A 25,242-nucleotide genomic window follows, 5' to 3' on the forward strand; every position below is an offset into this window, starting at 1 on the left:
ACTCTTAGCAGGCGTATAGTATGCTGAACGTTAACTTTTGCCGATGAGCTATTTTTTTCATGTCTGAGCCGGCCGCCCCGCAACCTGTGCAAAGCGCGTTACGTCTTAATCTGCGCATTCTTTCGGTGATTATTTTTAATTTTGCCAGTTTCCTGACGATTGGCCTGCCGCTGGCAGTGCTTCCAGGCTACGTACATGATGTCATGGGTTATAGCGCCTTCTGGGCTGGATTGGTTATCAGCCTGCAATATTTCGCCACCCTGTTGAGCCGGCCACATGCGGGTCGCTATGCCGACCGCTGGGGACCCAAAAAAGTGGTGGTGCTCGGTTTGTGTTGCTGTTTTCTCAGTGGACTGTGTTATTTGCTGGCCACGCTGTTTCTCTCCACGCCACTTGTTAGCCTGATCCTTTTGTGTAGCGGGCGGTTAATTCTCGGCGTCGGACAAAGTCTGGCCGGTACCGGCGCCTCGCTTTGGGGCATTGGTGTTGTGGGGTCTTTGCACATCGGACGGGTGATTTCCTGGAACGGTGTTATGAGCTACGGTGCAATGGCGGTCGGTGCGCCGCTCGGGGTACTGATTTACCAGCATGGCGGGTTATTCATGCTGGCGGTAACTATTTTAACTATCGCACTGGTGGCAATTGCCGGCGCCTTGCCGCGCACGCCGGTGGCCGGAAGTAAAGGTAAATTGCTGCCGTTTCGCGCGGTACTGGGCAAAATCTGGCGTTACGGTATTATTCTGGCATTGGGGTCAGTGGGTTTTGGCGTTATTGCAACGTTCATTACCTTGTTTTATCAGTATAAAGGCTGGCAAGGCGGCGCTTACGCACTGGCGCTGTTCAGTGCGGCTTTCGTGCTGACCCGCTTGCTCTTTCCCAACGCCATCAACCGCTATGGTGGCATGAGGGTTGCGGTGATCTGTTTTGGCGTCGAAGCACTGGGCTTACTGCTGGTTGGCGTGGCTTTTTCGCCGTGGCTGGCAAAACTGGGGGCGCTGTTAACGGGCTGCGGATTTTCACTGGTCTTTCCGGCCATTGGCGTGGTAGCGGTAAAACGGGTACCGCCACAAAATCAGGGAAGCGCACTGGCGACCTATACCGCATTTATGGACTTATCATTAGGACTGACTGGTCCGTTGGCCGGATTAGCCATCAGCTTTGCCGGGGTGCCGGCGGTTTATCTGCTCAGTGCCGCCCTGGTGTTAACGGCGCTGTTGCTGACCATCAGGTTGAAACGAGGTACGCCTCTACCGGCGGCGTCACAATGAGCCGGGCATTGAATACCGGCATCTGACGGATTGCGTCTGAAAAGAAATATTTATTTCATTTTTTATTATTCCAGTCGGCTATCATTTTAATCTGTTGTCTGATCGTCATCGCCCTCTGATACTTGTTTTTCTCCTGTTATTGCTGAAAATTCGCTAAATAAAGGCGTGGTGGTTTTATTTTTCTGAGAAAAATGCGATCAATCACGCTAAAAATGATTTTTCTAAAAATTCATATTTGAAAAAAATATTCCATTATTATACTGTTTTGTGATGTAGACGGCTTGTCCGGCCGGCCCATTTTTCAGCGGCTACAAGGATCTCTCACTTTACAGAGGCAACAACATGCAAATCACAGGAAACTTTATCGGTGGTCAAACTTCGCTGAGCGCCACTAACGAAACGATCCCGGTGTACGATCCCGCAACCGGTAAAATTATTCGTGAACTGACGCAAAGTTCATCTGCGGAAGTATCGCAGGCTATTGCTGTGGCCCACGAGGCCTTCGACCGCTGGTCACACACTTCGCCGCTGCGTCGTGCCCGGGTACTGTTTAACTTTAAAGCGTTGTTAGAAAAGCATCGTGACGAACTGGCGGCGCTGATTGTTAGCGAACATGGCAAGGTCTGGTCGGACGCGCAGGGAGAGCTGACGCGCGGAATGGAAGTGGTTGAGTTTGCCTGTGGAATTCCGCACCTGCTTAAAGGCGAATATTCCGCCAATGTCGGCACAGGGGTTGATAGCTACTCATTAATGCAACCGGTCGGTGTTGTTGCCGGTATTACACCGTTCAATTTCCCGGCGATGGTGCCGTTATGGATGTTTCCTGTTGCGCTGGCCTGTGGCAATACCTTTGTGCTTAAGCCGCCGGCTATGGACCCTTCTGCTGCGGTGCGTATGGCGGAGTTACTTAGCGAAGCGGGCTTGCCGGAAGGCGTATTTAACGTTATTCACTGCTCAAACCAGGCGGCAGAACAGCTTTATCAGGACCCGCGTATTGCCGCCGTCAGCTTTGTCGGATCTTCCGGCGTAGCCGAGCATATATACAAAACGGCCAGCGCCTTTGGTAAACGTGTGCAGGCATTTGGTGCGGCAAAGAACCATGCCATTGTCATGCCGGATGCTGACCTTGATGCAACGGTGAATGCAATTATGGGCGGCGCCTTTGGCTCTGCCGGTGAACGTTGTATGGCATTGCCGGTGGTGGTTGCTGTCGGTGATGACACCGCCAATACCTTAATTGCACGTTTAACACCGCTGATTAAAGCGCTGCGTGTCGGGCCTGGCAATCAGCGAGGCGATGAAGAAAACCAGATGGGACCGCTTATTTCCGCTGCTCACCAGCAAAAAGTAGTGGGTTATATCAATAAAGGTGAACAGGAAGGGGCTACCCTGGTGATTGATGGGCGGCACTGCAAGGTCGCTGGTCACGAACAGGGTTATTACGTAGGTGGAACGCTGTTTGATAACGTCACGCCGGACATGACAATCTGGCGAGAAGAGATTTTCGGACCGGTACTGAGCATTGTGCGCGTCGCTGACTACCCGCGTGCGTTGCAGCTGGTAAACAGCCATGAATTCGGTAATGGCAGCGCTATTTTTACCAGCAATGGTCATACGGCGCGTAGTTTTGTCCAGGACGTTGAGGCTGGAATGGTCGGGGTTAACGTGCCGGTGCCGGTACCGATGGCTTTCCACAGTTTTGGTGGCTGGAAACGCTCGGTGTTTGGTGCGCTTAACGTGCATGGTCCTGATGGGGTGCGTTTTTATACGCGCATGAAGACGGCAACAGCCCGCTGGCCGGCGGGTGAACATATTGTTTCTGAATTCAGCATGCCCACGCTGGGATAGGCTTCTGACAAGGAGAAAGCGAATGACCTTACTGTCTAAACGGCAGCAGCCGGATGCCCGCGGTTGCATTCAACAAATCACACCGCAGACTGCCGGATGGCATTATGTGGGGTTCGCGGCATATCAGCTTAATCAGGGGCAGCGACTGACGCTGGAAAGTCATGATAATGAACTTTGTCTGGTGCTGGTGGCCGGCCTGGCGTCGGTAAAAACCCGTCAGGGAGAATTTCCGCGTATCGGTAAGCGTTTATCTCCTTTCGAGCGCACCCCCCCCTGGTCAGTGTATGTTCCGCCGGGGGATTGCGTTGAAGTGCTGGCCGATACCAATCTGGAGCTGGCGGTTTGCAGCGCACCCGCTACTGGCGGTGGGCTGCCGGCACGGCTTATTGCCGCTGACGATGTAGGTATTGAACAGCGTGGCAAAGGACGTAATAAGCGGCTGGTGCATAATATTCTGCCTGACAGCCAGCCGGCAGACTGTCTGCTGGTGGTTGAAGTGTACACTGATGAAGGCGACACCAGCTCATACCCAAGTCATAAGCATGATCAGAAGCACTCTGCGGATGAAACGTATCTGGAGGAGACCTACTATCATCGTTTTGACCCGCCACAGGGGTTCGCCATGCAGCGGGTTTATACTGACGACCGTTCTCTGGATGAGTGTATGGCGGCATACAATCAGGATGTTGTGATGGTTCCACGTGGTTATCATCCGGTTGCGACAATGGCGGGTTATGATAATTACTATCTTAATGTGATGGCGGGCCCGGTAAGGCGCTGGAAATTTACCTGGGAAAAAGATCATGTCTGGGTAAACAGCGACAGCTATCCGCGTCGTTAATTCTAATTGCTGCGGATTTTACGCTAAAATTGCCTCAGGCTGATTGTTGGAATTTTTTGTTTTTAAAACAGGCCATTTGTGGCCTGTTTTTTTAATCGCTTTCGTCTGCTGGCCCGCTGTGGCACTGTGACAGGCTGAAATTTTATCGTCTGAGTTGTCATATGAATGCATTAAAAAAACAGCGCGTGCTACCTGCGATCCTGTTATGCAGCGCTGCGATTGTCACCGGCTGGTGGGCGCAAAAACCCAGGGTCAGTGAACAGGATAAACAATATTATGCCTCGTTACTCTGCGCTCTGGTTGCCAGAGAACACCGTGCAGTGCCGTCGGCGCAGCTGAGGAAAGAAATAAGCCAGGCTGTTGAACAGGGTAATAACGATTATGCTCTCAGCCGGCGCGATTTTAATGATGCCGCCGCCAGCATGGTGCTTGACCGCTGGCAACAGCTCCGCCCGGAGATACAACAGCAGCTGCGCCAGCAGCAGGAGCACTGCCAGCAGCAGCTCACGCAGGGGGAAAATTAGCGGTCGCTGGCATTGTTGAGGGCCAGTGATACCGCCAGCGTCTGCGCCAGGCAAAGCGAGGCGACCTGTGAACGGAAACCGTCTACCTGCGCCTCGCGTACAACAAAACAGACGTCGCTGAAGGCGACCAGCGGGCTGACCTGGCTGTCGGTAATGGCAATTTGCTGTGCGCCATGGCGGGCACCGAGCTCAACCAGCTCTACCGCTTCGCGGGCATAAGGTGAGTAGCTAATAGCGATAACCACGTCTTTTGGTTTCACCATGCTCAGCTGTTCGGTAAACATACCGCCGATACCGTCAATGAGGAATGCTCTGCGCTCAAGGTGGCGCAGGGCATAAGTGAGATAGGAAGCGACGCTGAATGATCGGCGCAGGCCAATAACATAGATGTTTTCGGCCTGTGATAGCAGCGCCACTGCTTTATTGAGCTGTTCCGCATGGGTCTGCATGGCCAGCTGTTGTAACGCCTGGGTATTCACCATAGTGAACATGTTAAGTATTTCTGCCGGGCTTTCAGGCGCACTGATATCTTCGCTTGCCGTCTGGCGGAACAGCCTGGCCCGTTCAGTATAGCTGGCCGTTTCTTCCATCAGATGCTGACGAAAAACTTGTTTCATTTCATTGAAGCCGCTGAAACCAAATGCATTGGAAAAACGGATCAGGGTTGAGGGCGGAACATCTGCCTGTTGTGCAATAGATGCGACGGTGTCAAAAGCAATATTATTGCTGTTATCAAGAATATAGCGAGCTACCTGCTTTAATCGCTTGCTGAGCGTATCGTAACGGCGGCGGATGTCGTCCTGCAACATCGTCAGCTGGGTAGTGTTGGAAGTGCTCATTGCTTTGTGCTCGCTAAAGTAGGCAAAAATGTCCGATGGGAAATATCTTAGCAAAATGAATAAAAATTTCATTTTAATCCTGAGGTCATCAGCTTTATTTCATTACGCAGATCGCATCGTTACAGCATTAATTGAGCGATATGGCCGGACGGAGCCGGACGCTTGCTGACAGAATGCCTATGGACGGGCTTATTTAGCGCCCCGTGGCGGGGCGCGGAGGGATATTTATCTTGCCGGGCGCACCTCACGCCAGTAGTGAATTAACGTTTGATAATTCTCTTTCACCTGGCTGACCAGCGCCTCATCGTTAATTTTACCTTGCAGCCACTCCCGGGATGGCTGGCCAAAGATGGTGCGACCCACGGCAAATCCTTTTACCCATGGCGCGTCGGCTGCAGCAGCAAAACCCGCTTTAAGGGTCTCTTCCGGCGCATCCAGTCCCAGCAGTAAAATACCGCGACAATGGGGGTCCTCTTTCTCAAGCAGTGTGCCGGCTTCACGCCAGCTGGCGGCAGACAGGGGCGGAAGTTTCCACCAGTCTGGCTGAATACCGAGAGCATAAAAATGGCGCAGAATATCCAGATAAAAGGATTCGTTCTGGTCAGCCTGATTCGGCGACAAAATAATCTCCAACAGAAGTTCATGGCCGGATTGATTACAACTGTGCCAGATATCCAGTATTAGTTCATCCTGCTGCCTGCAGACGACTTCGCCATCGTGCGGATGGTAAAATACCAGACATTTCACCACGTGTTCCTGTGGCCAGTTGATGAGCTGTGAACCAATATTGCCATGCTCAAGGCGCAACGGATGAGCGCCGGGTAACTCAACGGGACGGCCAATCCACCATCCTTTGCCGCTAATGGCATTCAGCGTGGGCTGGCCGTAGGTTGTATCGGCAAGAATGCCACTGCGTCCTTGCAGACCGGCTGCGGCGGCGGTTTCCTGGGCGGCGCGCAGCAATAACATTTTCAGTCTGGGCAATAATGCGCTATCTGCCCCTGCCTGCCGCGCCATATCTTCCAGCTGTTTACGGTGGTCAAAAGCAAACACGCAAAGTTCTGGCCAGTGCTGTTTGCGGGTGGTCACCCGATGTAAATGATTGAGACGGATATCTTTATCCGGGCGTGGTACTAATGCTGTACGTTGCAGATAGTCGTCCAGTTCTTCTTTAGTAGGCATTGCCGGGGCGCAGCCATGGCGTGACACCACCAGCGCGCCGCAGGCGTTAGCATAGCGGCATGCCTGCTCCCAGCTTTCATCATTAAGCCAGCCTCGCAATAATCCGGACATAAACGCGTCTCCTGCGCCCAGCACGTTCAGTACCTCAACCCGTACGCCACGGTGTATTTCCGCTTCCTGCCAGTCCAGGGGGATAGCCTTTTCCAGTACGACGCACCCGAGGGCGCCGCGTTTGCAGACCAGTGTTGCTTGCGTTTTCTTGCGTACCTGTTGCAGCGCGGCCAGGGTGTCGGTGCTTCCTCCGGCAATGTGAAATTCTTCTTCCGTGCCGACAATTAAATCAAAATAATGCAGCACATCCTGTAGTTCTTCAGTTACGCGCTGCGATTCTATATAACGGGTTTCCCCGTCGCCCAGTGATGTCAGGCCCCACAGGACCGGCCGGTAATCAATATCCAGCGCTGTTTTCAGTCCATGTCGCCGGGCTATTTCCAGTGCTTTGAGCACGGCAGCACGCGTATCCTGATGAGACAGATGGGTTCCTGTCACAGCCAGCGCCCGGGATGAGGCAATATAGTCTTCATGAATATCTTCCGGAACCAGCCCCATATCTGCGCACTTTTCACGGTAGAAAATAAGCGGAAAGGTATCCTGATCTTTAATACCAAGAATCACCAGTCCGGTCAGCCGTGTTTTGTCAGTAAATAAGCAGTGGGTATCCACACCGGCCCGTTGAAGCTCTTCACGTAAAAAACGTCCCATGTGTTCGTCACCGACGCGACCGAGCATGCCTGATTTAAGACCCTGAATCGCGGTTCCGTAGGCGACGTTTCCGGACGAGCCGCCGAGATATCTGGCAAATGAACTGGCATCTTCCAGCCGGGCGCCAATCTGCTGACTGTAGAAGTCAACTGCGATACGTCCAATACAAATCACGTCAAGCTGTGAATGTTGTCTTTGCATACCGGTAATTCCTTCGGTGAACAGTGGACTGCGCTGAATTTCGTTGTGTGACGTCAGCGTTAGCTAGTAGTAGCCCATCCAGTGACAAGAAAATGTATGACCAGAATAGGAAATAAAAATTTCATTTTCAAAATAAATTGAAATTAACAGGTCAGAAGTGTGAGCCAGATAAAAGTCTGTCTGCCAGTCGGGATTTACCGGCTTTAACTGGCTTTATCTTCCTTGCTGGGGGTGGGAGGTGATCGCTAACCGGATAATAAAAGGGGCATCATTAGGTTATTATTCCTTACTATTCATTAAGATAGATTGATGGCTGTTGACGCGCCCGGTCAGCATCTTTACCAAACCTTCTGGTTGATATGCGATCTCACTCGCAGAATGAAATGTTTTTTCTATTGTTCATATATAGTGGAAAAAAAATTTGTTTATAATCGCTCTATGTTTCATCTGTTCCCGTAATATTCAGCCGGCACAATCGCTTTGGCGTTAATGTCTGGCTGGTTATATCGCGAACCAGAAAGCAAAGGACGATTTATGAGCACCATCCGATTAACTACCGCCCAGGCCCTGGTCAGATTTCTTAATAATCAGTATTTGTCGGTCGACGGTGTTGAACATCGATTCATCCAGGGTATTTTCGCAATCTTTGGTCACGGTAATGTGCTGGGTCTTGGGCAGGCACTGGAGCAGGAAGGCGGCGATTTGGTGGTGTATCAGGGGCGTAATGAGCAGGGAATGGCCCATGCAGCCATTGGTTTTGCCAGGCAAAAGCTGCGGCGGGAAATTATCGCCTGTACGTCGTCGGTGGGGCCTGGCGCGGCCAATATGATCACCGCTGCTGCCACGGCGACGGCTAACCGTATTCCTTTGCTGTTGCTGCCTGGTGACGTATTTGCAACCCGTCAACCCGACCCGGTATTACAGCAGATTGAGCAAAGTCACGATCTGAGTCTCAGCACCAATGATGCTTTTCGTGCTGTCAGCAAGTACTGGGACAGGATCAATCGCCCGGAACAGTTGATGAGCGCATGTATCAACGCGCTGCGCGTGTTAACCGACCCGGCAGAGACAGGCGCTGTCACGCTCTGTTTACCGCAGGATGTGCAGGGCGAAGCCTGGGATTTTCCTGATTATTTTTTCTGCAAGCGGGTTCATCTTCTCGATCGCCGGCTGCCTGGTGAAGAGCAGCTGGAAGCGGCGCTTTCATTGCTGTGCAGAAAGAAAAAGCCGCTGATTATTTGCGGGGGCGGGGTGAAATACGCCGGGGCAGGTCAGGCATTGCGTCAGTTTGCAGAACGTTTTCAACTTCCTTTTGCTGAAACCCAGGCCGGTAAAGGGACGCTGACGTCCGATCACCCGCTTAACCTTGGGGGAATTGGTGAAACGGGTTGTCTTGCTGCCAATCTGCTGGCAAAAGAAGCCGATCTCATCATTGGTATCGGCACGCGTTATACCGATTTTACAACCTCATCGAAGTGGTTATTTCAGCATCCGCAGGTGGATTATCTCACTATTAATATCAGCCGTTTTGATGCCTACAAGCTGGACGCCGTTCAGCTGGTGGCCGACGCGCGTGCAGCTATCGGTGCACTGGAATCCAGGCTTATCGACAGCGAGTTTCACAGTCACTGGGGTGACAGTATTCAACAGGCACAGAAGAAACAATATGCGGAAACTCAGCGGGTATATGACGCCACCTACCGTGATGACGGTTATGTTCCGGAAATAGACGATGCGTTGGATCGCCAGGCCGTATTTACCGAGTTTCATCGGTTGACCGACTCTTTCCTGACGCAAACCAGCGTGCTGGGTGTGCTAAATGAACAACTGCCGGCTGACGCTGTTATCGTTGGCGCGTCTGGCAGTTTGCCCGGGGATTTGCAACGAATCTGGCGCACCAGAGGTGACAACAGCTATCACGTCGAATACGGCTATTCCTGCATGGGCTATGAAGTGAATGCCGCACTAGGCGTGAAACTGGCAGAACCCCATCGTGAGGTTTACAGCCTGGTCGGTGACGGTGCTTTTATGATGCTGCATTCCGAACTGGTCACTTCCCTTCAGGAAAATGCTAAAGTGAATGTCATCCTGTTCGACAATATGACCAATGGCTGTATCAATAATCTGCAAATCGGCCACGGTATGGACAGTTTCAATACTGAATTTCGTTTCCGCAACCCCCACACTGACGCGCTTAATGGTGACCTGATTCCGGTTGACTATGCCGCTATTGCCGCAGGCTATGGTTGTAAAACCTGGCGGGTTACTACCCTCAGACAACTGGAACAGGCATTGACAGAAGCTCGTCACTCCTGCGTATCCACGCTGATTGATATCAAGGTATTGCCAAAAACCATGGCACATAACTATCTCAGCTGGTGGCATGTAGGTGGTGCCCAGGTTGCCAGGTCTGAACGTATTACTGCGGTTGCTCGTACCCTCAATCAACACATTGAAAAAGCACGTAAATATTAAACCGGTATCGCTGTCAGCCTGACTGACAGCCCTTTTTTACCAACCTTACATTCTACGAAGGTAGCTCTATGACATTGAAACTTGGCGTAATAGGCTGCGGGGCGATTGGTCGCGAACATATTCGTCGCTGTAGCAAAGTACTACAAGGTGCTGAGGTGATAGCCGTTTCAGATATTAATGCGCAAGGTGCCAGAGACGTGGTCAACAGTCTGGGACTGAACGCCGAAATTTACGCGGATGGGATGGATGTGATTAACGCACCACAGGTTGATGCCATCCTGGTGACATCGTGGGACCCGACCCACGAAGCATTTACCCTGGCGGCAGTAGCGGCGGGTAAATATGTGTTCTGCGAAAAGCCACTGGCTATGAGCGCGGAAGGCTGCCGGCGCATTGTTGATGCGGAAATGACCCAGGGAAAACGCCTGGTGCAGGTTGGATTTATGCGCCCTTATGACAGTGGTTACCAGGCGCTGAAGAAGGTGATTGATCGGGGTGATATTGGCGAACTGCTGATGCTGCACTGTGCCCATCGCAACCAGAGTGTGGCTGAAAATTATACTACCGATATGGCCATCACCAACACCTTGATTCATGAACTGGACGTACTGCGCTGGTTAACCGACGATGATTACAAAACGGTACAGGTCGTATATCCGCGTACAACCACAAAGTCCCACAGCGGGCTGAAAGATCCACAGATTGTCCTGTTTGAAACCCAGAAGGGAATTCGCATTGACGTGGAAATATTCGTCAATTGCTCATACGGCTACGACATCCAGTGTGAAGTGGTGGGTGAAGACGGAATTGCACGTTTGCCTGAGCCTTCTTCTATCCAGCTACGCAAAGAGGCCCGTCTGGCCAATACCATTCTGACTGACTGGAAAGATCGCTTTATCGACGCTTATGACGTTGAGTTACAGGCATTTATTAACGATGTCAAAGCAGATCGACTAACCGGGCCTTCTGCCTGGGATGGTTTTGCCGCGTCGGTGGCGGCAGATGCCTGCCTCAGAGCGCAGCAGAGTGCCGCTATCGAGCCGGTGAGTATGCCGCCGCGTCCGTCGTTCTACGGTAACTAATAATCTGCCGGGCCAGACGGGAAAACAGTACGCCCTGACGGGAAGGCGGCATCCAATCCTGTTTGCCGTTGTGATGGAAAACGGATGCCGCAGACCGTTGCGGCTAAGGTGCACGCAACAGGAAACGAATACCCCCAGGGCTGAAACGAATAAAAGAAAAGCGCTGACGTTGGTCAGACGTAATGTTAACGGACAGGAACAGTAAATAAGTAAGGCAGGCATCATGAATAAAAATAATGTCAGGTTGGCTATTGCCCCAATTGGCTGGACAAATGACGATTTGCCGGAATTAGGGAAAGAAAATACCTTTCAGCAAATTATCAGTGAAATGGCGCTGGCAGGTTTTAGTGGCAGTGAAGTCGGCAATAAATATCCACGCGATCCGGCGATATTAAAACCCATGCTGGAGATGCGGGGAATAGAGATTGTTAACGCCTGGTTCAGTACTTTTTTTGCCTGTGGTGAAAAAGCGAAAACCCTTGATGAGTTTATCAATCATCGTGATTTTCTGCATGCAATGGGCGCAAAAGTGATTGGTTGTTCAGAGCAGAGCCACAGTATTCAGGGAACGGATAAAGCAGTGCTGGATGAAAAGCCGATCTTTAGTGATGAAGAGTGGCGTCTGACGGCGGAAGGTTACAATGCGCTGGCCAGACTGGCGGCAGAAAAAGGCATGCAGGTTTGTCTGCACCATCACATGGGAACAGGTATCCAGACAACGGAAGAAATCGATCGCTTTATGGCGATGACCAATGACGATGTCTTTTTACTGTATGATACAGGTCATGCATATTATTCTGAGGGCAGTCAGCAAAAAATGCTGGCGATTCTTAACCGCTATCTGCCCCGCATTAATCATATTCATCTGAAAGATGTCAGAAACCACGTTATTGACCAGGTGCGCCTTGAACACCTGTCATTTCTGGATGGTGTCAAGCGCGGTACCTTTACCGTGCCTGGCGATGGAGATATCGATTTCCGGCCGGTGTTTGATGCGTTAGATAAAGCCAATTATTGTGGCTGGATGGTGGTGGAAGCAGAACAGGACCCGGCGCTGGCTAACCCGTTTGAATATGCGCTGAAGGCCCGACGCTATTTGCGGGAAACGGCTGATATTTGATAGGTGAGTCTGTTCTGACTGAATATTCCTTACAGGCATGCCATGAGGAAATAAAAAGAACGGTAAAAAAAGCGCCTGTTAACCAGGCGCTTTGCTGGTAATTCGCTACCCTGTAAACACTATTTCAGTTTCAGGGAATCAATGATTTTTTTAGCGTCCTGTTGTGCCTGCTGCTGGTTATCTGCTGGCAGGGAAATCTGCATGGTGACAATTTTATCGTCAACCCGGGTCAGAATAATTGAGGACCAGCTGGTCTGATTATGCGCGGAAATCACCGTGTCCAGCTCCTGCGCCTCATGGCCGTTGAGCGTCAGCGACTGATTGCTGATTACCTGAAGCTGGGGATCGCGGCTGCGCTGTTCGTCTTCCAGACGCCTGGCAAACACGTCCAGTTTCTGACGGGTATTATCGCCGATGAGAACAATGATGGTCCGTTGCTGCGTATTGTCAGCATAAACGTGCATGTTGCTGGCCTGGGTGGCAAGCTTGTCACTTTTATCGCTGATGCTGGCAGGCAGAGAGAAGGTCAGCTTGCCATCCATCAGTGAAACTTGTTGTGCTGCCTGAGTGCTGCTGTTTTCGCCGCTGGTTTGATCTTTTTTTCCGTCACAGGCCGCCAGACCAATCACCAGTAAACCTATTCCTGCATATTTCAGTAGATTTCGCATCCGTTTCCCTTAGTTAACGTCTCGATTTTCCTGTCACAGTCAAGCGTATTGCGTCGGTAAAAGCAACCTGTTGTGGTTTCCCGTATTGTTTCGCGGCCGAGTTTAGCGCACTGGCAGTGCCGGCTTCTCTGGCGCTACCAGTGGATAATCATGGCTGACCAGCAATAGTTCGTCTTGCTTTGATGCGATCACGGCCGGTGACACAGCGCCGGGCTGTGAATTCCGGCCGCGGGTTGTCAGGCAGGCAGAGGGATCTCTTTTCGCCTGGGGTGGCGAAGTATGACAGATATGGCGATCTCCGGTTTTGCACGAATCGCCATTGCTGTCACGGCTTAATTTCAGCCGAAGTTGAGGTGTGGCTGCTGGGATTTCTCTGCCAGTCTTTTCAGCAAAGCATTGAGTAATACACCATAGGCCGGTAGAAAGAAGATCATGCAGATCAAAACCTTGAAGCTGTAATCCACCAGGGCGATTTCTACCCAGTGCTGGGCCATAAACGGGTCCGGGCTTTTGTAGAAAGCGATAAAGAAAAAAGCCAGCGTATCGCTGATATTACCCAGGAACATTGCTGCAGCGGGGGCCAGCCACCACTGTGCTTTCTGGCGCAGGCGATTAAAGACATGGACATCCAGTATTTGTCCCAGTACGTAGGCCATAAAACTGGCGCAGGCAATACGAGCAACAAACAGGTTAACCTGCTGTAAGCCGGCCATCCCCTGCCATTCACCGTTAAACCACAGTGCCGAAATCAGATAGGAAATGAAAAGCGCCGGCAGCATGACAGCCAGAATAATACGCCGTGCCAGCGGTGCGCCAAAAATACGTACCGTCAGGTCAGTGGCAAGAAAAATAAAGGGAAAGCTGAATGCACCCCAGGTGGTGTGAAAGCCAAAAATGGCAACAGGTAACTGTACAAGGTAGTTACTGGAGGTAATCACCAGCAGGTGAAAAAGCGATAGCCAGAAAAGCGCATGCCTGCGCTGATGTAATGTAAAAGCGATCATAATGAACCTTTTTATATTGGGGTGAGGGAACCCTGCGTTAATCTGTCACAACAGATAGTCGCATAAATAAAAGAAACGGCGGCATGATACGTGAAACACCATAAGATGCAATGGTTAATTAATGCGCAAACGTTGGCGTCAATATGAGAGTTTGCAGCTGGCATAGCAGGCGCTAAACTAACGTCCCGGTTTTACTTGTGTTGGTGATACGACAATGGCAGGCAACATTGATGTTCATGCGGATAAAATTCTGGATGCGTTGGGATTGCGCTGTCCGGAACCGGTTATGCTGGTCCGCAAAGCGGTACGTGATATGGTGGCGGGAGAAACCCTGTTAATTATTGCTGATGATCCGGCAACTACCCGCGATATTCCGGGCTTTTGTACCTTTATGGAGCATACTTTGCTGGCGCAGGAAACTGACACTAAGCCGTACCGCTATCTGATAAAAAAAGGGATGGCCTGATCCCTCAGGCCACGGGGGTTAGTCAGCGCGGCGCAACAGTCGCAGCGCATTAAGCGTGACCAGCGCGGTTGCGCCAGAGTCCGCCAGAACCGCCAGCCACAAACCGGTGATACCCAGCAGCGAGGTGATAAGAAAAATTCCTTTCAGTCCCAGCGCAATGCCGATATTTTGCTGAATATTCCGACGTGTGCGGCGTGCCAGGCGAATGAGCGGAGCCAGCGCGCTCAGCCGGCTGTGGGTCAGCGCCGCATCTGCTGTTTCCAGCGCAATGTCGCTTCCCCCGCCCATCGCAATTCCAAGCGTCGCGGCCTTCATGGCGGGAGAGTCGTTAATGCCATCGCCGATCATCGCCACCGGCTGTGTTTTGCTAAGTCGCTCGATTTCGTTGACTTTGTCTGCTGGAAGCAAACCTGCGCGCCAGTCAATTTTTAGCTCGGTGGCAATCGCCTGTGCGGTTTGCGGATTATCGCCGGTTAACATCACGCAGTGCAGGCCGAGCTTTTGCAATTCAGCCAGCGCCTGCCCGGCGCTGTCACGCAGCCGATCGCGTAGCGCCAGCAGGCCTTCAGGTTGTCCATCACGCAGCAATATCACCACCGTATTGCCTTTTTCTTCCAGACCACGGACCTGTAACCATTGTCTGGCATCCAGCAGAGCCGGATTCAGGCTTGCAGGTGAGCTGAGCGTTAATAACGATGTGCCGAGCCGGGCGGTGACGCCTGTACCGGCTTGTGCCCGATGATCGCGCGTTGCCGGCAGCGTCAGTTTGCGCGTTTTGGCTTCGCGGATAATGGCTTGTGCCAGTGGATGGCTGGCATTTTGCTCGGTGGCGGCCGCCAGCGCCAGAACGGTGTCAGAGGTAGCGGTGGTGAAACTTTTAACGGTGGTGATGACGGGCTGGCCAGCGGTCAGCGTGCCGGTTTTATCAAATGCCAGCGTGCGAACCTGACTCAGTTGTTCCAGTGCAGCCCCGCCTTTAATCAGTATCCCCAGCCGGCTGGCAGACGCCAGCGCGGAAGTAATGGAGGCAGGGACAGAAATGACCAGTGCGCAAGGGCAACCGATCAGCAATAACGTCAGCCCCTTATATAACCATTCATGCCACGGCTGAGCAAAGAACAAGGGGGCGAGGGTGGCGGTTAGCAGCGCCAGGACCATGATGCCAGGGGTATAAAGGCGGCTGAAACTATCAATAAAACGTTCCACCGGTGCCCGGTGACTTTCTGCCTGCTCAATTAATTGCAGAATACGATCAATTGCGCTTTCTCCAGGGCGTGAGGTGACGCGCAGCTGCACGCTGGCATCAATACTGAGCGCCCCCGCCATCAGCGCTTCACCCGTCTGATGGGCAACCGGCATAGACTCGCCGGTTAATGCGCTCTCATCAAAGCTGGCCTGCGGCGAAAGCAATACTCCGTCGGCAGGCAAACGGCCACCGGGAGAAATGACAATGGTATCGCCTGGTTGCAGGGCGGACAGCGGCACGGTCTCCTGTCCGTTACCATTGATACGCTGCGCTGTTTCAGGTTTTAACGCCATGAGTGCGCTGACGCCACGGCGAGCGCGCTGCGCGGCAAAGGCTTCCAGGCGCTCACCTATCATAAACAGTAACAGCACCATGGCGGCTTCAGCGCTGGCACCAATCAGCAATGCTCCCAGCGTAGCGATACTCATCAGTGTTTCAATGGTAAAAGGCTGCCCATTGCGCAGCAGGCTCCAGGCGCGGCGGGTAACCGGCAGCAGGCCAATAAGCACGGTAACGCTAAAAGCGTAGTTAGCAGCCCCTGGGAGCAGGTGCGCTACCAGCAAACTGGCAGCGGTTAATACCGCAATCAGTAGCAGCGCGGCATTATCACGCCAGATGCCGGACCAGGTAGTGGCTGCGGCGGCAACGTTTTCTGTTTTTAACGCGAAGCCAGCCTGGGCAACCGCCTGTTCAATGGCCGGTAGCAGGTTTGCATGCGCCTCAACCTGTAATATCTGGGTGCTGAACAATACCTGCGCCTGGCTGACGCCAGGGATCCGCCGGGTTACCGCTTCGATTTTGCGTGCGCAGGAAGGGCAATCCATCCCGCTTATCTGCCAGCGATGAGAGAGGGGGCGGCCTGCGCTGTCGCTGTCACTGCCGTCGTCGGGGCTGTCAGCGCTGCTACTGCCACCGCAGTCAGCGTCGTTATCGCAGCAGGTTGCACTACTGCATGTGAGTGGATTGATTTGGCTGATTTTGCCCAGAGCAGGACGCGCGCTGATGCTGCATCCCTGTTGACGGGATGTATGTTTGTGGCCGCAGCCACAGTCAGAGTGTGCGTGCATAGAAACCTCCGATAAGGTAACGGCGGCAAACTCTGCCGCCGTCCGTATCTTACACTCTGGAGTCGACTCCAGAGTCAAGTCTCTTTAATCTGGTCATCACAGCCAGAGCGATCGCACTATCATAAAGTGGCCGGCGAAATAACAGGCGGCGATAAGCGCGCTGTCGGCACGAAAGCGCCGGCGATAATGGCTCAGCAGCCAGATAATAATACCCAGTAGCAGCAGAATGGCACCCACTGCGATGGAAAAACTGCGATCTGACGGCAAAATAATGTAGCTTTCTGTAGCAACCCAGACCATCAGTAACGTCATGCCAGTCAGGGTGCAAACGGGCCAGCGTAAGGTCTCCAGGCGGGTCCAGATGGCGGCGATCACCACGGCGCCAATAACCAGTAATATCAGAGGAACTGGCCAGTAAAAATGCAGCACCATATTGCTGGTAAAGCTAATGGTATACAGCAGATGGGAAAGGAAAAACGCGCCGATTGCGTAAAGCAGACGTTTTTGCGGCAACAACATCAGCGCATCGCCAACCAGGGTTGCCAGCAAACCAAACACAATCAGATATTCGGTGGTACGCAGCATTGGCGCCTGCCAGGCCCAGCCAAGCAGCAGCAGTAAAGTAACCGGCTTAAATACCCAGCGTTGCCATTGGGGGCCGCGATAAGAGGCATCCACATACAGCCAACCGGAAAACAGTACCGCCAAAAAAGACCAGATCATAGTTGTTCCTTTTAAACGGAATATGCAGAACCTGAACCCTGCATAAAAACCAAAGTGTAAATCGAAATCCATTATTGCGCTGACAGTGTAGGTGAGGCCGGGGTGATGTGACAATCAGCGCGCACGGGTTGAATCCTGTCATACTATTCTGATAGAAAAACCGCTGGAGGCGTTAAGTCATGAGTAAACCACCGTTATTTTTCATTATTATTCTGGTTGTTATTGCTGTTCTGGCCTCCCGGCAGTTTATTAAACAGCGACGGGAGTCGGCGCTGAATGACGCTTCGCCGCTGCGTAGCATTCAGGCCGAAGTGAAAGCCAGGCGGGAATATCCGGCTTCCGATTTGCACTCACGTCAGCGTGAGGTGATTGCCGGGGAAGAAATGCGTTATGAGGTCTGGTTTCATCCGTTAAATGGCGCAGAAGATTTTAAATTCACCCTGAAGGAAGCAGAATACCGCCAGCTTAACGAAGGTGAACGCGGAACCCTGGAGCTGCAGGGCTCGCGTTTTATCCGCTTTGTGCCTGCCAGGCCAGCAGCCCGCTGAGGTAGAACGTGGCGGGCGCTATTTTCGTTTTGGATAATATTTTTTTTGCCAGGCCAGTAATTCAAATACACCAAAAATAAACACTTTTAGCTGAGTTTTACCGCTCAGCGGCGCGGCGTCTTTTGGCTGGGTGGCCTTCATAAGGGTAAGCTGCAGCCCGTGCATAATGACCATGAAGAAAAGCGCAACGTGAATAAAATAGCGTAACGGCTTCGGAAAAGGTTCAACCAGATTCCACAGTAAAAATAACCAGACACATAACATCAGCAAGCGACCGATATTAATCATCATGTTCAGTTCCCAGGTGCATTGGCTGGCGTTGATACAGGCGATAAGCAACCTGTCCGGCGATTTTTTCGCGGTATAAATGCCAGTTAACCGGCACCGGCGGTGGTCCGCTTTCTATTTCACTTTCAATATAAACCATAGCTTCCGCTGACAGCCAGCCGTGATCTTCCAGCAAAGGCAGCATCTGTTGCAGTAACCCTTTGCGGAAAGGGGGATCGATAAAAACCACGTCGTAAGCTTCGCCACGCTGAGATAGCCAGTTCAGTGCATCTGTATTAATGACTGCGGCATCACGGGTTCCCAGCGCCTGGCAGTTTTTTTCCAGCTGTTGCGCAACCGGACGCTGTAACTCTAGTAACGTCGCCTGGCTGGCATAGCGGGACAGGGCTTCAAGGCCGAGCGCCCCACTGCCGGCGAAGCAGTCCAGACAGCGGGCGCCGGCCATCACCGGCATCAGCCAGTTGAATAATGTCTCACGGACCCTGTCAGTGGTTGGCCGCAGTCCGTCGCTATCCGGAACCGGTAGCTTACGTCCGCGCCACTGGCCGCCAATAATGCGAATCTGGCCTTCAGCCCGGCCGCGTGGTTTTTTCATGTTTACAACTCGTCATAATTTTTTGCGTAGTTTAACGGGCTTACCGCCCGCTGGAAACGGTAAAAAGGGTGCTGTTTTGCGTCCGCCGGAAAGTGTTAGACTAATGAATTCATTAACTGAACACTAAAAGAACCGGGCGCCTGATGCCGGATCAGCCATCAAGGGGTGTCGTAACACAATGGCAAAAGAGAAAAAACGCGGCTTTTTTTCCTGGCTAGGATTAGGGCAGGATGAACAGAAAGATGCCGGTCAGGCCGCGCAGCAGGATGAAACTGAAACCGCCTCGCGGGACCAGCAAACGCCAGCGCTTGCTGATGAGGATCGCCAGGCGGTTGACACGCCGGTATCTCAAAGCCATAACGCACCGGAATTACCTGAAGATGCCGGACTGGACACAGATCCGCAGCCATCTGCCGGCATACCCGCTGCCGATAACAATGATCTTCTCAGGCCACTGGATGTGATTTCGCCGCCAGCGACAGGCGACAGCGATGCGCAGTCAACGGCCCCGCTGGCGCAACAAGCCGATCGGGACGAACCGCCTTTAGGCAGTGCAGCGCAACAGATACAGCCTGAGAGCGACGATGTGCCGCTGCCTGCAGAGCAGGAACGGCCGACGCGCGAAGGTTTTTTTGCCCGGCTTAAACGCAGCCTGGTTAAAACACGTCAGAATCTGGGTTCCGGATTTATCGGCTTGTTCCAGGGTAAAAAGATTGATGACGATCTGTTCGAAGAGTTAGAAGAACAGTTGCTGATAGCCGATGTCGGCGTGGATACCAGCCAGCGCATTATTAACAGCCTGACGACTCAGGCCAGCCGCCGGCAATTGCGCGATGCAGAAGCGCTGTATGGCCTGCTAAAAAGCGAAATGGCGGCTATCTTGGCGAAGGTTGATGCACCGCTGGACGTTAGCCGTAACACCCCGTTTGTTATCCTGATGGTTGGGGTGAACGGCGTGGGTAAAACGACCACGATTGGCAAGCTGGCGCGCCAGTATCAGTCTGAAGGAAAATCGGTGATGCTGGCGGCGGGAGATACCTTCCGCGCGGCAGCGGTGGAGCAGCTTCAGGTATGGGGCCAGCGTAATAATATTCCGGTGGTGGCGCAGCATACCGGCGCGGATTCCGCATCGGTGATTTTTGATGCCATTCAGGCAGCGAAAGCGCGCAATATTGATGTACTGATTGCTGACACTGCGGGCCGGCTGCAGAATAAAGCACACCTGATGGAAGAACTGAAAAAGATCACCCGGGTCATGAAGAAACTGGATGAAGACGCGCCGCATGAAGTGATGCTGACGATTGATGCCAGCACCGGACAGAATGCCATCAGCCAGACCCGATTGTTTCATGATGCCGTTAATCTGACCGGAATTACCCTGACGAAACTGGACGGCACGGCGAAAGGTGGGGTAATTTTCTCGGTTGCCGATCAATTTGGTATTCCGATTCGTTACATTGGCGTTGGCGAAGGCATTGAGGATTTGCGTCCGTTCAACGCTGATGATTTTATTGAGGCACTTTTTGCCCGGGAGGAGTGATTAGGATGATTCGCTTTGAAGAGGTCAGTAAAGCTTATCTCGGCGGCCGCCAGGCATTGCAGGGCGTGGATTTTCATCTTCGTCCCGGTGAGATGGCCTTCCTGACCGGCCATTCCGGTGCCGGTAAAAGTACACTGCTAAAATTAATCTGTGGTATTGAGCGCCCGAGCGCCGGGCAGATTTGGTTTAGCGGTCATAATATCAGTCGGCTGAAAAACAGTGAGGTGCCTTTTCTGCGGCGGCAGATCGGCATGATTTTTCAGGACCATCATCTGCTGATGGATCGTTCTGTTTATGACAATGTGGCGATTCCCCTGATTATTTCCGGATCCAGCGCCGAGGATATACGCCGGCGGGTGTCTGCCGCACTGGATAAGGTCGGCCTGCTGGACAAAGCGAAGAGTTTTCCCATTCAGCTCTCTGGTGGTGAGCAGCAGCGGGTGGGCATTGCCCGGGCGGTGGTCAACAAGCCGGTGGTGCTGCTGGCGGATGAACCCACCGGTAATCTCGATAATGCACTTTCTGAGGATATTTTGCGCCTGTTTGAGGAGTTTAACCGTGTCGGGGTTACCGTGCTGATGGCTACCCATGATATGGGACTGATAGCCCGTCGCCAGTATCGTGTGATGACGCTTAACCAGGGCCGACTGCATGGGGGGCATCATGGTGAATAAGCGTAATAAGCGCCCAGCCAGCGCTAAAGTGCAAAAGCCGAAGCCTGCAAAAAGCAAAGCGCTGAAAGGGGGCTGGCAGGAGCAGTGGCGTTACGCATGGCGCGGCACGCTTTCTGACATGTGGCGTCAGCCGCTGGCGACGCTGCTGACTGTTATGGTTATCGCTATTTCGTTGACGTTGCCGAGTATCTGTTACATTGCCTGGAAGAATGTCCATCAGGCGGCAACGCAATGGTACCCGGCACCGCAGCTGACGGTGTATCTCGATAAAACCCTGGATGACGATGCGGCAGAAAATGTGGTCGCCACGTTAAAAAAAGAATCCGGTGTGGAAAAAGTAAATTATCTGTCGCGCGAGGAAGCGCGTGGGGAGTTCCGTAACTGGTCTGGTTTCGGCGGTGCGCTGGATATGCTGGAGCAGAATCCGCTGCCGGCAGTGGCGATTATTACACCTAAGCTGGATTTTCAGAATGCCGCCACCATGAAAACCCTGCGCGATCGGGTGGCGCAAACCTCGGGCGTGGATGAAGTGAAAATGGATGACAGCTGGTATGCCCGACTGGCAGCATTGACGGGCCTTGCCGGACAGGTCGCCACCATTATTGGCGTGCTGATGATTATTGCGGTGTTCCTGGTGATTGGGAACAGTGTACGACTGAGTATTTTTGCCCGTCGTGACACCATTAATGTGCAGAAGCTGATTGGCGCCACCGATGGTTTTATATTGCGTCCGTTTCTCTATGGCGGGGCATTGCTGGGCTTTATCGGTGCGGTCTTTTCGCTCATCTTATCCGGCGTGCTGGTGTTACGCCTTGAGTCCGTCGTCTCGCAGGTGGCGGCAGTTTTTGGTACCACCTTTACCCTGCATGGACTGTCATGGGATGAAGGTTTGCTGCTGCTGCTGCTGGCCGCTATTATCGGCTGGAGCGCTGCTTTGCTGGCGACAGCACAACATTTACGTCGATTTACGCCACAGTAATCCCCTTTCACATTTTTTTGATATAATCTTTCCCTGCTGCATGGTAGAGCCGGCAGGGAAAGATAACGTTAACGTCATTTTTTTCTGCTATATCTTCATTATGACGGGTCTGGCGAGACACAAATTTATACACAAGGGTAAAGGAACTTGTGGATAAGTTTAGAGTCTGACTTATAATGAATAAGCACGGATGGCTTCTGATGTTCAGTTGCGGTTAGCTTAAGCTGACTTCGCGTCAGGAATGCAGCGTCTGAATTGACTAATTGAGAGGGTTTGAATGACCAAAGAAATGCAAACTTTAGCTATTGCTCCTTTAGGCAACCTGGATTCTTACATCCGGGCGGCCAATGCCTGGCCTGTGCTGACGGCAGAAGAGGAAAAAGCGCTGGCTGAACGGCTGCATTACCAGGGCGATCTGGATGCGGCAAAGACGCTGATCCTGTCTCACCTGCGCTTTGTTGTTCATGTCGCTCGTAACTATGCAGGTTACGGCCTGCCGCAGGCGGACCTGATTCAGGAAGGTAATATTGGCCTGATGAAAGCGGTACGCCGTTTTAATCCGGAAGTGGGCGTGCGTCTGGTGTCGTTTGCCGTTCACTGGATTAAAGCGGAAATTCACGAATATGTGCTGCGTAACTGGCGTATCGTGAAGGTCGCGACCACCAAAGCGCAACGCAAGCTGTTTTTTAACCTGCGTAAAAACAAGCAGCGTCTGGGCTGGTTTAATCAGGACGAAGTGGACATGGTCGCGCGCGAACTGGGAGTATCCACCCATGACGTTCGCGAAATGGAATCCCGGATGGCCGCGCAGGATATGGCCTTCGATATGGGGGCCGATGATGAACCGGGCGAAGGCAAGCCCATGGCTCCGGTGCTTTTTCTGCAGGATAAAACTTCCGACTTTGCCGATGGCATTGAAGAAGATAACTGGGAAGATCACGCGGCGGACAAGCTTTCCCTGGCGATGGAAGGGCTGGACGAACGTAGCCAGCACATCATCCGGGCCCGCTGGCTGGATGAAGATAACAAAACCACGCTGCAGGAACTGGCCGATCGCTATGGCGTTTCCGCTGAACGAGTCCGTCAGCTGGAAAAAAACGCAATGAAAAAATTGCGTATGGCGATTGAAGCCTGACGGCAGGTCATAGTGAAGCTTTACCGCTAAGCGCTCCCAAAAGGAGCGCTTTTTTACTGGCAGAAAAACAGCAGGTCCTTATTCAGCAATCCGCACACGTTTTACCCAGCCATCCACTTCAGCACGAAAGCCGCAGCTTTGCATAAATGCCGCGATGGTCCCGGGTTCTCCACTATCGTCATTGGCGACATGCCACATGGTCAGGGCACTGTTCCGGGCGATAACTTCCTGTAGCAGGTATTTTCCGACGCCGCGCCGCCGGGTCACATCGCGTACTGCCAGCTGTTGTATCCGGCCGAGTGTGCCGCTGACATCCAGCTGCAACGCTGCCAGCAGCCGATCGTTAAAGCGGGCAGCATAGAGTTGTGACTGCTCGCTAAGGGTTGCCGTCAGCGAAGCGATGTCGGTGTGTGGCCAGATCTTGCGCAGATCTGCCAGATCTTCAGGAGTTGGGTGGGTTAAGCGAATAATGGTGAGTTGCATCGTCAGATCCATCATGGTTAGCCGGAATACTGTAGTGATTTTGAGCGAATATAACGCAAATGCTTCGTTACTGATTGACATCACGAACTCGCCATATTTCAGCGAGCAGGCAGACGAAAGCGGTAAATATCAGACAAAAAGCCAGCATTTTACGCTAGTTATTTGCCTGAAATGCCACCAGAACTATTAGCGAAATAGTCTGAAAGCGGCGCCATTTTCGTCATGAGTGTGTTGATTTAAAGCAGAAAATTCCTGTTTAATAAACTGAATTTAAAAGCCTTATCAATAAAATCGACCAGCTTATTAAGCTAACTCATTATCCACAAAAGAGTTTGCGTTTTTTCTGGTCAGTATAACTAACAAAGCAAACCACAACGCTAAATACAGATGGGGAAGTGCCAATGAAAATGAGTAAAGGTAGCGCACTGCTAGCCGGATGCGTCGCGCTGACAATCAGCCATGCCGCTCTGACAAAAGATATTAAGATCGCAATCGTCGGTGCTGTTACTGGTCCGGTGGCACAATATGGTGACATGCAGTTCACCGGTGCGCAGCAGGCGATTAAAGACATCAACGCCAAAGGTGGGGTAAACGGCGATAAGCTGGTTGGCGTCGAATATGATGATGCCTGCGATCCGAAGCAGGCCGTTGCCGTTGCGAATAAAGTCGTCAATGATGGCATCAGATACGTCATCGGCCACCTGTGCTCGTCTTCCACGCAGCCGGCTTCGGATATTTATAACGATGAAGGTGTCCTGATGATTACTCCGGCAGCGACGGCGCCGGAGCTGACATCACGCGGCTATGAACTGGTGTTGCGTACTACCGGTCTGGACTCCGATCAGGGACCAACGGCTGCGAAGTATATTCTCAGTGAGGTGAAGCCAAAACGCATCGCGGTCATTCATGATAAGCAGCAGTATGGAGAAGGCCTGGCGCGTTCGGTACAGGATAGCCTGAAACAGGCGGGTGCAAATGTGGTGCTGTTTGAAGGGATCACCGCCGGCGATAAAGATTTTTCTGCGCTGATTGCCCGCCTGAAAAAAGACAATATCGACTTTGTCTATTTTGGTGGTTATTACCCGGAAATGGGACAAATTCTGCGCCAGTCGCGGGCTGCAGGATTACAGGCTGGTTTTATGGGCCCGGAAGGGGTAGGCAACGCCTCGCTGTCTAATATTGCCGGTGATGCCTCGGAAGGTATGCTGGTTACACTGCCGAAGCGTTATGACCAGCTGGCCGATAACAAAGCCATTGTTGAGGCGATTAAAGCCAATAAAGCGTCTAACCGTAAAGATCCCACCGGTCCGTTTGTCTGGACGACCTATGCTGCTATTCAGTCGCTTGCCGCCGGTATTGAACGCAGCAAAAGCGATGAACCGGACGCTATTGCCAAAAATCTGAAAACCGGCGCGCCGGTGCCCACGGTGATGGGCAATCTCAGCTGGGATCAGAAGGGCGATCTGAAAGGTTTCGAGTTCGGCGTATTTAAATGGCATAAGGACGGCTCATCCAGCGCCGTGAAATAAAATCAGGTTTTTATCCTGTCCGGCTGGCGTGGCTGCGCTGAGGCAAACGCGTTGTGTTCTGATTGAGCGCCGCCGCGCGGGCCGGATGTGACAATAACGTCTTGTGCAGCGCCAGACGTTTCTGCCTTTCTCAGGCAGGTTGGTAAGGTGTTCAG

The 25,242-nt window shown here is 52.4% G+C and carries 23 protein-coding genes; 14 read left to right on the forward strand and 9 right to left on the reverse strand.

Annotated features, from left to right (window positions below; translation table 11 throughout):
* Positions 1-59: 59 nt before the first annotated feature.
* The 4 genes from BL249_RS12270 (at position 60) to BL249_RS12285 (ending at position 4,481) form a co-directional block, all read left to right on the forward strand.
* Positions 60-1,268, forward strand: a complete 1,209-nt coding sequence (locus tag BL249_RS12270; RefSeq protein WP_099704969.1) for an MFS transporter — start codon at positions 60-62, stop codon at positions 1,266-1,268.
* 342 nt (positions 1,269-1,610) lie between these two features.
* Positions 1,611-3,116 carry a CoA-acylating methylmalonate-semialdehyde dehydrogenase gene (locus BL249_RS12275; RefSeq protein WP_099704970.1) on the forward strand — a complete coding sequence of 502 codons (1,506 nt, stop codon included), beginning with the start codon at positions 1,611-1,613 and terminating at the stop codon, positions 3,114-3,116.
* Between the two features lie 22 nt (positions 3,117-3,138).
* Positions 3,139-3,957, forward strand: a complete 819-nt coding sequence (iolB, locus tag BL249_RS12280; RefSeq protein WP_099704971.1) for a 5-deoxy-glucuronate isomerase — start codon at positions 3,139-3,141, stop codon at positions 3,955-3,957.
* A gap of 161 nt (positions 3,958-4,118) precedes the next feature.
* On the forward strand, positions 4,119-4,481 hold the full coding sequence (locus BL249_RS12285; protein WP_099704972.1) for a hypothetical protein: 363 nt from the start codon (positions 4,119-4,121) through the stop codon (positions 4,479-4,481).
* Here the strand turns inward: BL249_RS12285 and BL249_RS12290 are convergent.
* On the reverse strand, positions 4,478-5,320 hold the full coding sequence (locus tag BL249_RS12290; protein WP_099705067.1) for a MurR/RpiR family transcriptional regulator: 843 nt from the start codon (positions 5,318-5,320) through the stop codon (positions 4,478-4,480). The genes BL249_RS12285 and BL249_RS12290 overlap by 4 nt on opposite strands.
* A gap of 225 nt (positions 5,321-5,545) precedes the next feature.
* Complete coding sequence (locus BL249_RS12295) at positions 5,546-7,465, reverse strand: bifunctional 5-dehydro-2-deoxygluconokinase/5-dehydro-2-deoxyphosphogluconate aldolase (RefSeq protein ID WP_099704973.1); 1,920 nt, start codon at positions 7,463-7,465, stop codon at positions 5,546-5,548.
* Between the two features lie 534 nt (positions 7,466-7,999).
* On the opposite strand from BL249_RS12295, the gene iolD reads away from it, so the two are divergent.
* From iolD to iolE, 3 genes are all read left to right on the forward strand, one after another.
* On the forward strand, positions 8,000-9,940 hold the full coding sequence (gene iolD / locus BL249_RS12300) for a 3D-(3,5/4)-trihydroxycyclohexane-1,2-dione acylhydrolase (decyclizing) (RefSeq protein WP_099704974.1): 1,941 nt from the start codon (positions 8,000-8,002) through the stop codon (positions 9,938-9,940).
* A gap of 68 nt (positions 9,941-10,008) precedes the next feature.
* Positions 10,009-11,022 carry a Gfo/Idh/MocA family protein gene (locus BL249_RS12305; RefSeq protein WP_099704975.1) on the forward strand — a complete coding sequence of 338 codons (1,014 nt, stop codon included), beginning with the start codon at positions 10,009-10,011 and terminating at the stop codon, positions 11,020-11,022.
* 223 nt (positions 11,023-11,245) lie between these two features.
* Positions 11,246-12,142, forward strand: coding sequence for a myo-inosose-2 dehydratase (iolE, locus tag BL249_RS12310; RefSeq protein ID WP_099704976.1), 897 nt, complete (start codon positions 11,246-11,248; stop codon positions 12,140-12,142).
* Positions 12,143-12,261: 119 nt separating this feature from the next.
* Here iolE and BL249_RS12315 read toward each other — a convergent pair whose 3' ends face one another.
* Positions 12,262-12,810 carry a DcrB family lipoprotein gene (locus BL249_RS12315; RefSeq protein ID WP_099704977.1) on the reverse strand — a complete coding sequence of 183 codons (549 nt, stop codon included), beginning with the start codon at positions 12,808-12,810 and terminating at the stop codon, positions 12,262-12,264.
* A 338-nt stretch (positions 12,811-13,148) separates the two neighbouring features.
* A complete protein-coding gene (locus BL249_RS12320) occupies positions 13,149-13,814 on the reverse strand; it encodes a 7-cyano-7-deazaguanine/7-aminomethyl-7-deazaguanine transporter (protein WP_099704978.1) in 666 nt (221 codons plus the stop codon).
* A gap of 214 nt (positions 13,815-14,028) precedes the next feature.
* Between BL249_RS12320 and tusA the strand changes: the two genes are divergently transcribed.
* Positions 14,029-14,280 carry a sulfurtransferase TusA gene (gene tusA, locus BL249_RS12325; RefSeq protein WP_099704979.1) on the forward strand — a complete coding sequence of 84 codons (252 nt, stop codon included), beginning with the start codon at positions 14,029-14,031 and terminating at the stop codon, positions 14,278-14,280.
* 18 nt (positions 14,281-14,298) lie between these two features.
* On the opposite strand, the gene BL249_RS12330 is transcribed toward tusA, so the two are convergent.
* Both BL249_RS12330 and BL249_RS12335 read right to left on the reverse strand, forming a co-directional pair.
* Positions 14,299-16,593 (reverse strand): zinc/cadmium/mercury/lead-transporting ATPase, encoded by a 2,295-nt coding sequence (locus tag BL249_RS12330; protein WP_099704980.1) that lies wholly within the window; start codon positions 16,591-16,593, stop codon positions 14,299-14,301.
* Positions 16,594-16,689: 96 nt separating this feature from the next.
* Complete coding sequence (locus tag BL249_RS12335; protein WP_099704981.1) at positions 16,690-17,316, reverse strand: lysoplasmalogenase; 627 nt, start codon at positions 17,314-17,316, stop codon at positions 16,690-16,692.
* Between the two features lie 179 nt (positions 17,317-17,495).
* Between BL249_RS12335 and BL249_RS12340 the strand changes: the two genes are divergently transcribed.
* Positions 17,496-17,864, forward strand: a complete 369-nt coding sequence (locus BL249_RS12340) for a DUF2500 domain-containing protein (protein ID WP_099704982.1) — start codon at positions 17,496-17,498, stop codon at positions 17,862-17,864.
* Positions 17,865-17,882: 18 nt separating this feature from the next.
* On the opposite strand, the gene BL249_RS12345 is transcribed toward BL249_RS12340, so the two are convergent.
* Complete coding sequence (locus BL249_RS12345; protein ID WP_099704983.1) at positions 17,883-18,155, reverse strand: DUF1145 family protein; 273 nt, start codon at positions 18,153-18,155, stop codon at positions 17,883-17,885.
* Entirely contained in the window at positions 18,145-18,747 is a 603-nt protein-coding gene (rsmD, locus tag BL249_RS12350; RefSeq protein WP_099704984.1) for a 16S rRNA (guanine(966)-N(2))-methyltransferase, read from the reverse strand. Before rsmD ends, BL249_RS12345 begins: the two co-directional genes overlap by 11 nt.
* Positions 18,748-18,925: 178 nt before the next feature.
* On the opposite strand from rsmD, the gene ftsY reads away from it, so the two are divergent.
* The 4 genes from ftsY (at position 18,926) to rpoH (ending at position 23,075) form a co-directional block, all read left to right on the forward strand.
* On the forward strand, positions 18,926-20,287 hold the full coding sequence (gene ftsY / locus BL249_RS12355) for a signal recognition particle-docking protein FtsY (protein WP_099704985.1): 1,362 nt from the start codon (positions 18,926-18,928) through the stop codon (positions 20,285-20,287).
* Positions 20,288-20,292: 5 nt separating this feature from the next.
* A complete protein-coding gene (gene ftsE, locus BL249_RS12360; RefSeq protein WP_099704986.1) occupies positions 20,293-20,961 on the forward strand; it encodes a cell division ATP-binding protein FtsE in 669 nt (222 codons plus the stop codon).
* The gene (ftsX, locus tag BL249_RS12365) at positions 20,951-21,940 is read left to right on the forward strand and encodes a permease-like cell division protein FtsX (protein WP_099704987.1); all 990 of its coding nucleotides are present in this window, start codon (positions 20,951-20,953) and stop codon (positions 21,938-21,940) included. The genes ftsE and ftsX overlap by 11 nt, the downstream gene beginning before the upstream one ends.
* A gap of 277 nt (positions 21,941-22,217) precedes the next feature.
* Positions 22,218-23,075 carry an RNA polymerase sigma factor RpoH gene (rpoH, locus tag BL249_RS12370; protein WP_099704988.1) on the forward strand — a complete coding sequence of 286 codons (858 nt, stop codon included), beginning with the start codon at positions 22,218-22,220 and terminating at the stop codon, positions 23,073-23,075.
* A gap of 78 nt (positions 23,076-23,153) precedes the next feature.
* Here the strand turns inward: rpoH and panM are convergent, their stop codons facing one another.
* A complete protein-coding gene (gene panM, locus BL249_RS12375) occupies positions 23,154-23,558 on the reverse strand; it encodes an aspartate 1-decarboxylase autocleavage activator PanM (RefSeq protein WP_099705068.1) in 405 nt (134 codons plus the stop codon).
* A 401-nt stretch (positions 23,559-23,959) separates the two neighbouring features.
* Between panM and BL249_RS12380 the strand changes: the two genes are divergently transcribed.
* On the forward strand, positions 23,960-25,087 hold the full coding sequence (locus BL249_RS12380) for a branched-chain amino acid ABC transporter substrate-binding protein (RefSeq protein WP_099704989.1): 1,128 nt from the start codon (positions 23,960-23,962) through the stop codon (positions 25,085-25,087).
* The last annotated feature ends 155 nt before the right edge of the window (positions 25,088-25,242 follow it).

The sequence above is a fragment of the Erwinia sp. OLFS4 genome, assembly GCF_002752165.1.
GTDB lineage: Bacteria > Pseudomonadota > Gammaproteobacteria > Enterobacterales > Enterobacteriaceae > Izhakiella.

What these genes read in the sequence shown, in the direction of transcription:
- BL249_RS12270 (WP_099704969.1), top strand. Translation starts at nt 60, where the DNA reads ATGTCTGAGCCGGCCGCCCCGCAACCTGTGCAAAGCGCGTTACGTCTT.
- BL249_RS12275 (WP_099704970.1), top strand. Translation starts at nt 1,611, where the DNA reads ATGCAAATCACAGGAAACTTTATCGGTGGTCAAACTTCGCTGAGCGCC.
- iolB (WP_099704971.1), top strand. Translation starts at nt 3,139, where the DNA reads ATGACCTTACTGTCTAAACGGCAGCAGCCGGATGCCCGCGGTTGCATT.
- BL249_RS12285 (WP_099704972.1), top strand. Translation starts at nt 4,119, where the DNA reads ATGAATGCATTAAAAAAACAGCGCGTGCTACCTGCGATCCTGTTATGC.
- BL249_RS12290 (WP_099705067.1), bottom strand. Translation starts at nt 5,320, where the DNA reads ATGAGCACTTCCAACACTACCCAGCTGACGATGTTGCAGGACGACATC.
- BL249_RS12295 (WP_099704973.1), bottom strand. Translation starts at nt 7,465, where the DNA reads ATGCAAAGACAACATTCACAGCTTGACGTGATTTGTATTGGACGTATC.
- iolD (WP_099704974.1), top strand. Translation starts at nt 8,000, where the DNA reads ATGAGCACCATCCGATTAACTACCGCCCAGGCCCTGGTCAGATTTCTT.
- BL249_RS12305 (WP_099704975.1), top strand. Translation starts at nt 10,009, where the DNA reads ATGACATTGAAACTTGGCGTAATAGGCTGCGGGGCGATTGGTCGCGAA.
- iolE (WP_099704976.1), top strand. Translation starts at nt 11,246, where the DNA reads ATGAATAAAAATAATGTCAGGTTGGCTATTGCCCCAATTGGCTGGACA.
- BL249_RS12315 (WP_099704977.1), bottom strand. Translation starts at nt 12,810, where the DNA reads ATGCGAAATCTACTGAAATATGCAGGAATAGGTTTACTGGTGATTGGT.
- BL249_RS12320 (WP_099704978.1), bottom strand. Translation starts at nt 13,814, where the DNA reads ATGATCGCTTTTACATTACATCAGCGCAGGCATGCGCTTTTCTGGCTA.
- tusA (WP_099704979.1), top strand. Translation starts at nt 14,029, where the DNA reads ATGGCAGGCAACATTGATGTTCATGCGGATAAAATTCTGGATGCGTTG.
- BL249_RS12330 (WP_099704980.1), bottom strand. Translation starts at nt 16,593, where the DNA reads ATGCACGCACACTCTGACTGTGGCTGCGGCCACAAACATACATCCCGT.
- BL249_RS12335 (WP_099704981.1), bottom strand. Translation starts at nt 17,316, where the DNA reads ATGATCTGGTCTTTTTTGGCGGTACTGTTTTCCGGTTGGCTGTATGTG.
- BL249_RS12340 (WP_099704982.1), top strand. Translation starts at nt 17,496, where the DNA reads ATGAGTAAACCACCGTTATTTTTCATTATTATTCTGGTTGTTATTGCT.
- BL249_RS12345 (WP_099704983.1), bottom strand. Translation starts at nt 18,155, where the DNA reads ATGATGATTAATATCGGTCGCTTGCTGATGTTATGTGTCTGGTTATTT.
- rsmD (WP_099704984.1), bottom strand. Translation starts at nt 18,747, where the DNA reads ATGAAAAAACCACGCGGCCGGGCTGAAGGCCAGATTCGCATTATTGGC.
- ftsY (WP_099704985.1), top strand. Translation starts at nt 18,926, where the DNA reads ATGGCAAAAGAGAAAAAACGCGGCTTTTTTTCCTGGCTAGGATTAGGG.
- ftsE (WP_099704986.1), top strand. Translation starts at nt 20,293, where the DNA reads ATGATTCGCTTTGAAGAGGTCAGTAAAGCTTATCTCGGCGGCCGCCAG.
- ftsX (WP_099704987.1), top strand. Translation starts at nt 20,951, where the DNA reads ATGGTGAATAAGCGTAATAAGCGCCCAGCCAGCGCTAAAGTGCAAAAG.
- rpoH (WP_099704988.1), top strand. Translation starts at nt 22,218, where the DNA reads ATGACCAAAGAAATGCAAACTTTAGCTATTGCTCCTTTAGGCAACCTG.
- panM (WP_099705068.1), bottom strand. Translation starts at nt 23,558, where the DNA reads ATGCAACTCACCATTATTCGCTTAACCCACCCAACTCCTGAAGATCTG.
- BL249_RS12380 (WP_099704989.1), top strand. Translation starts at nt 23,960, where the DNA reads ATGAAAATGAGTAAAGGTAGCGCACTGCTAGCCGGATGCGTCGCGCTG.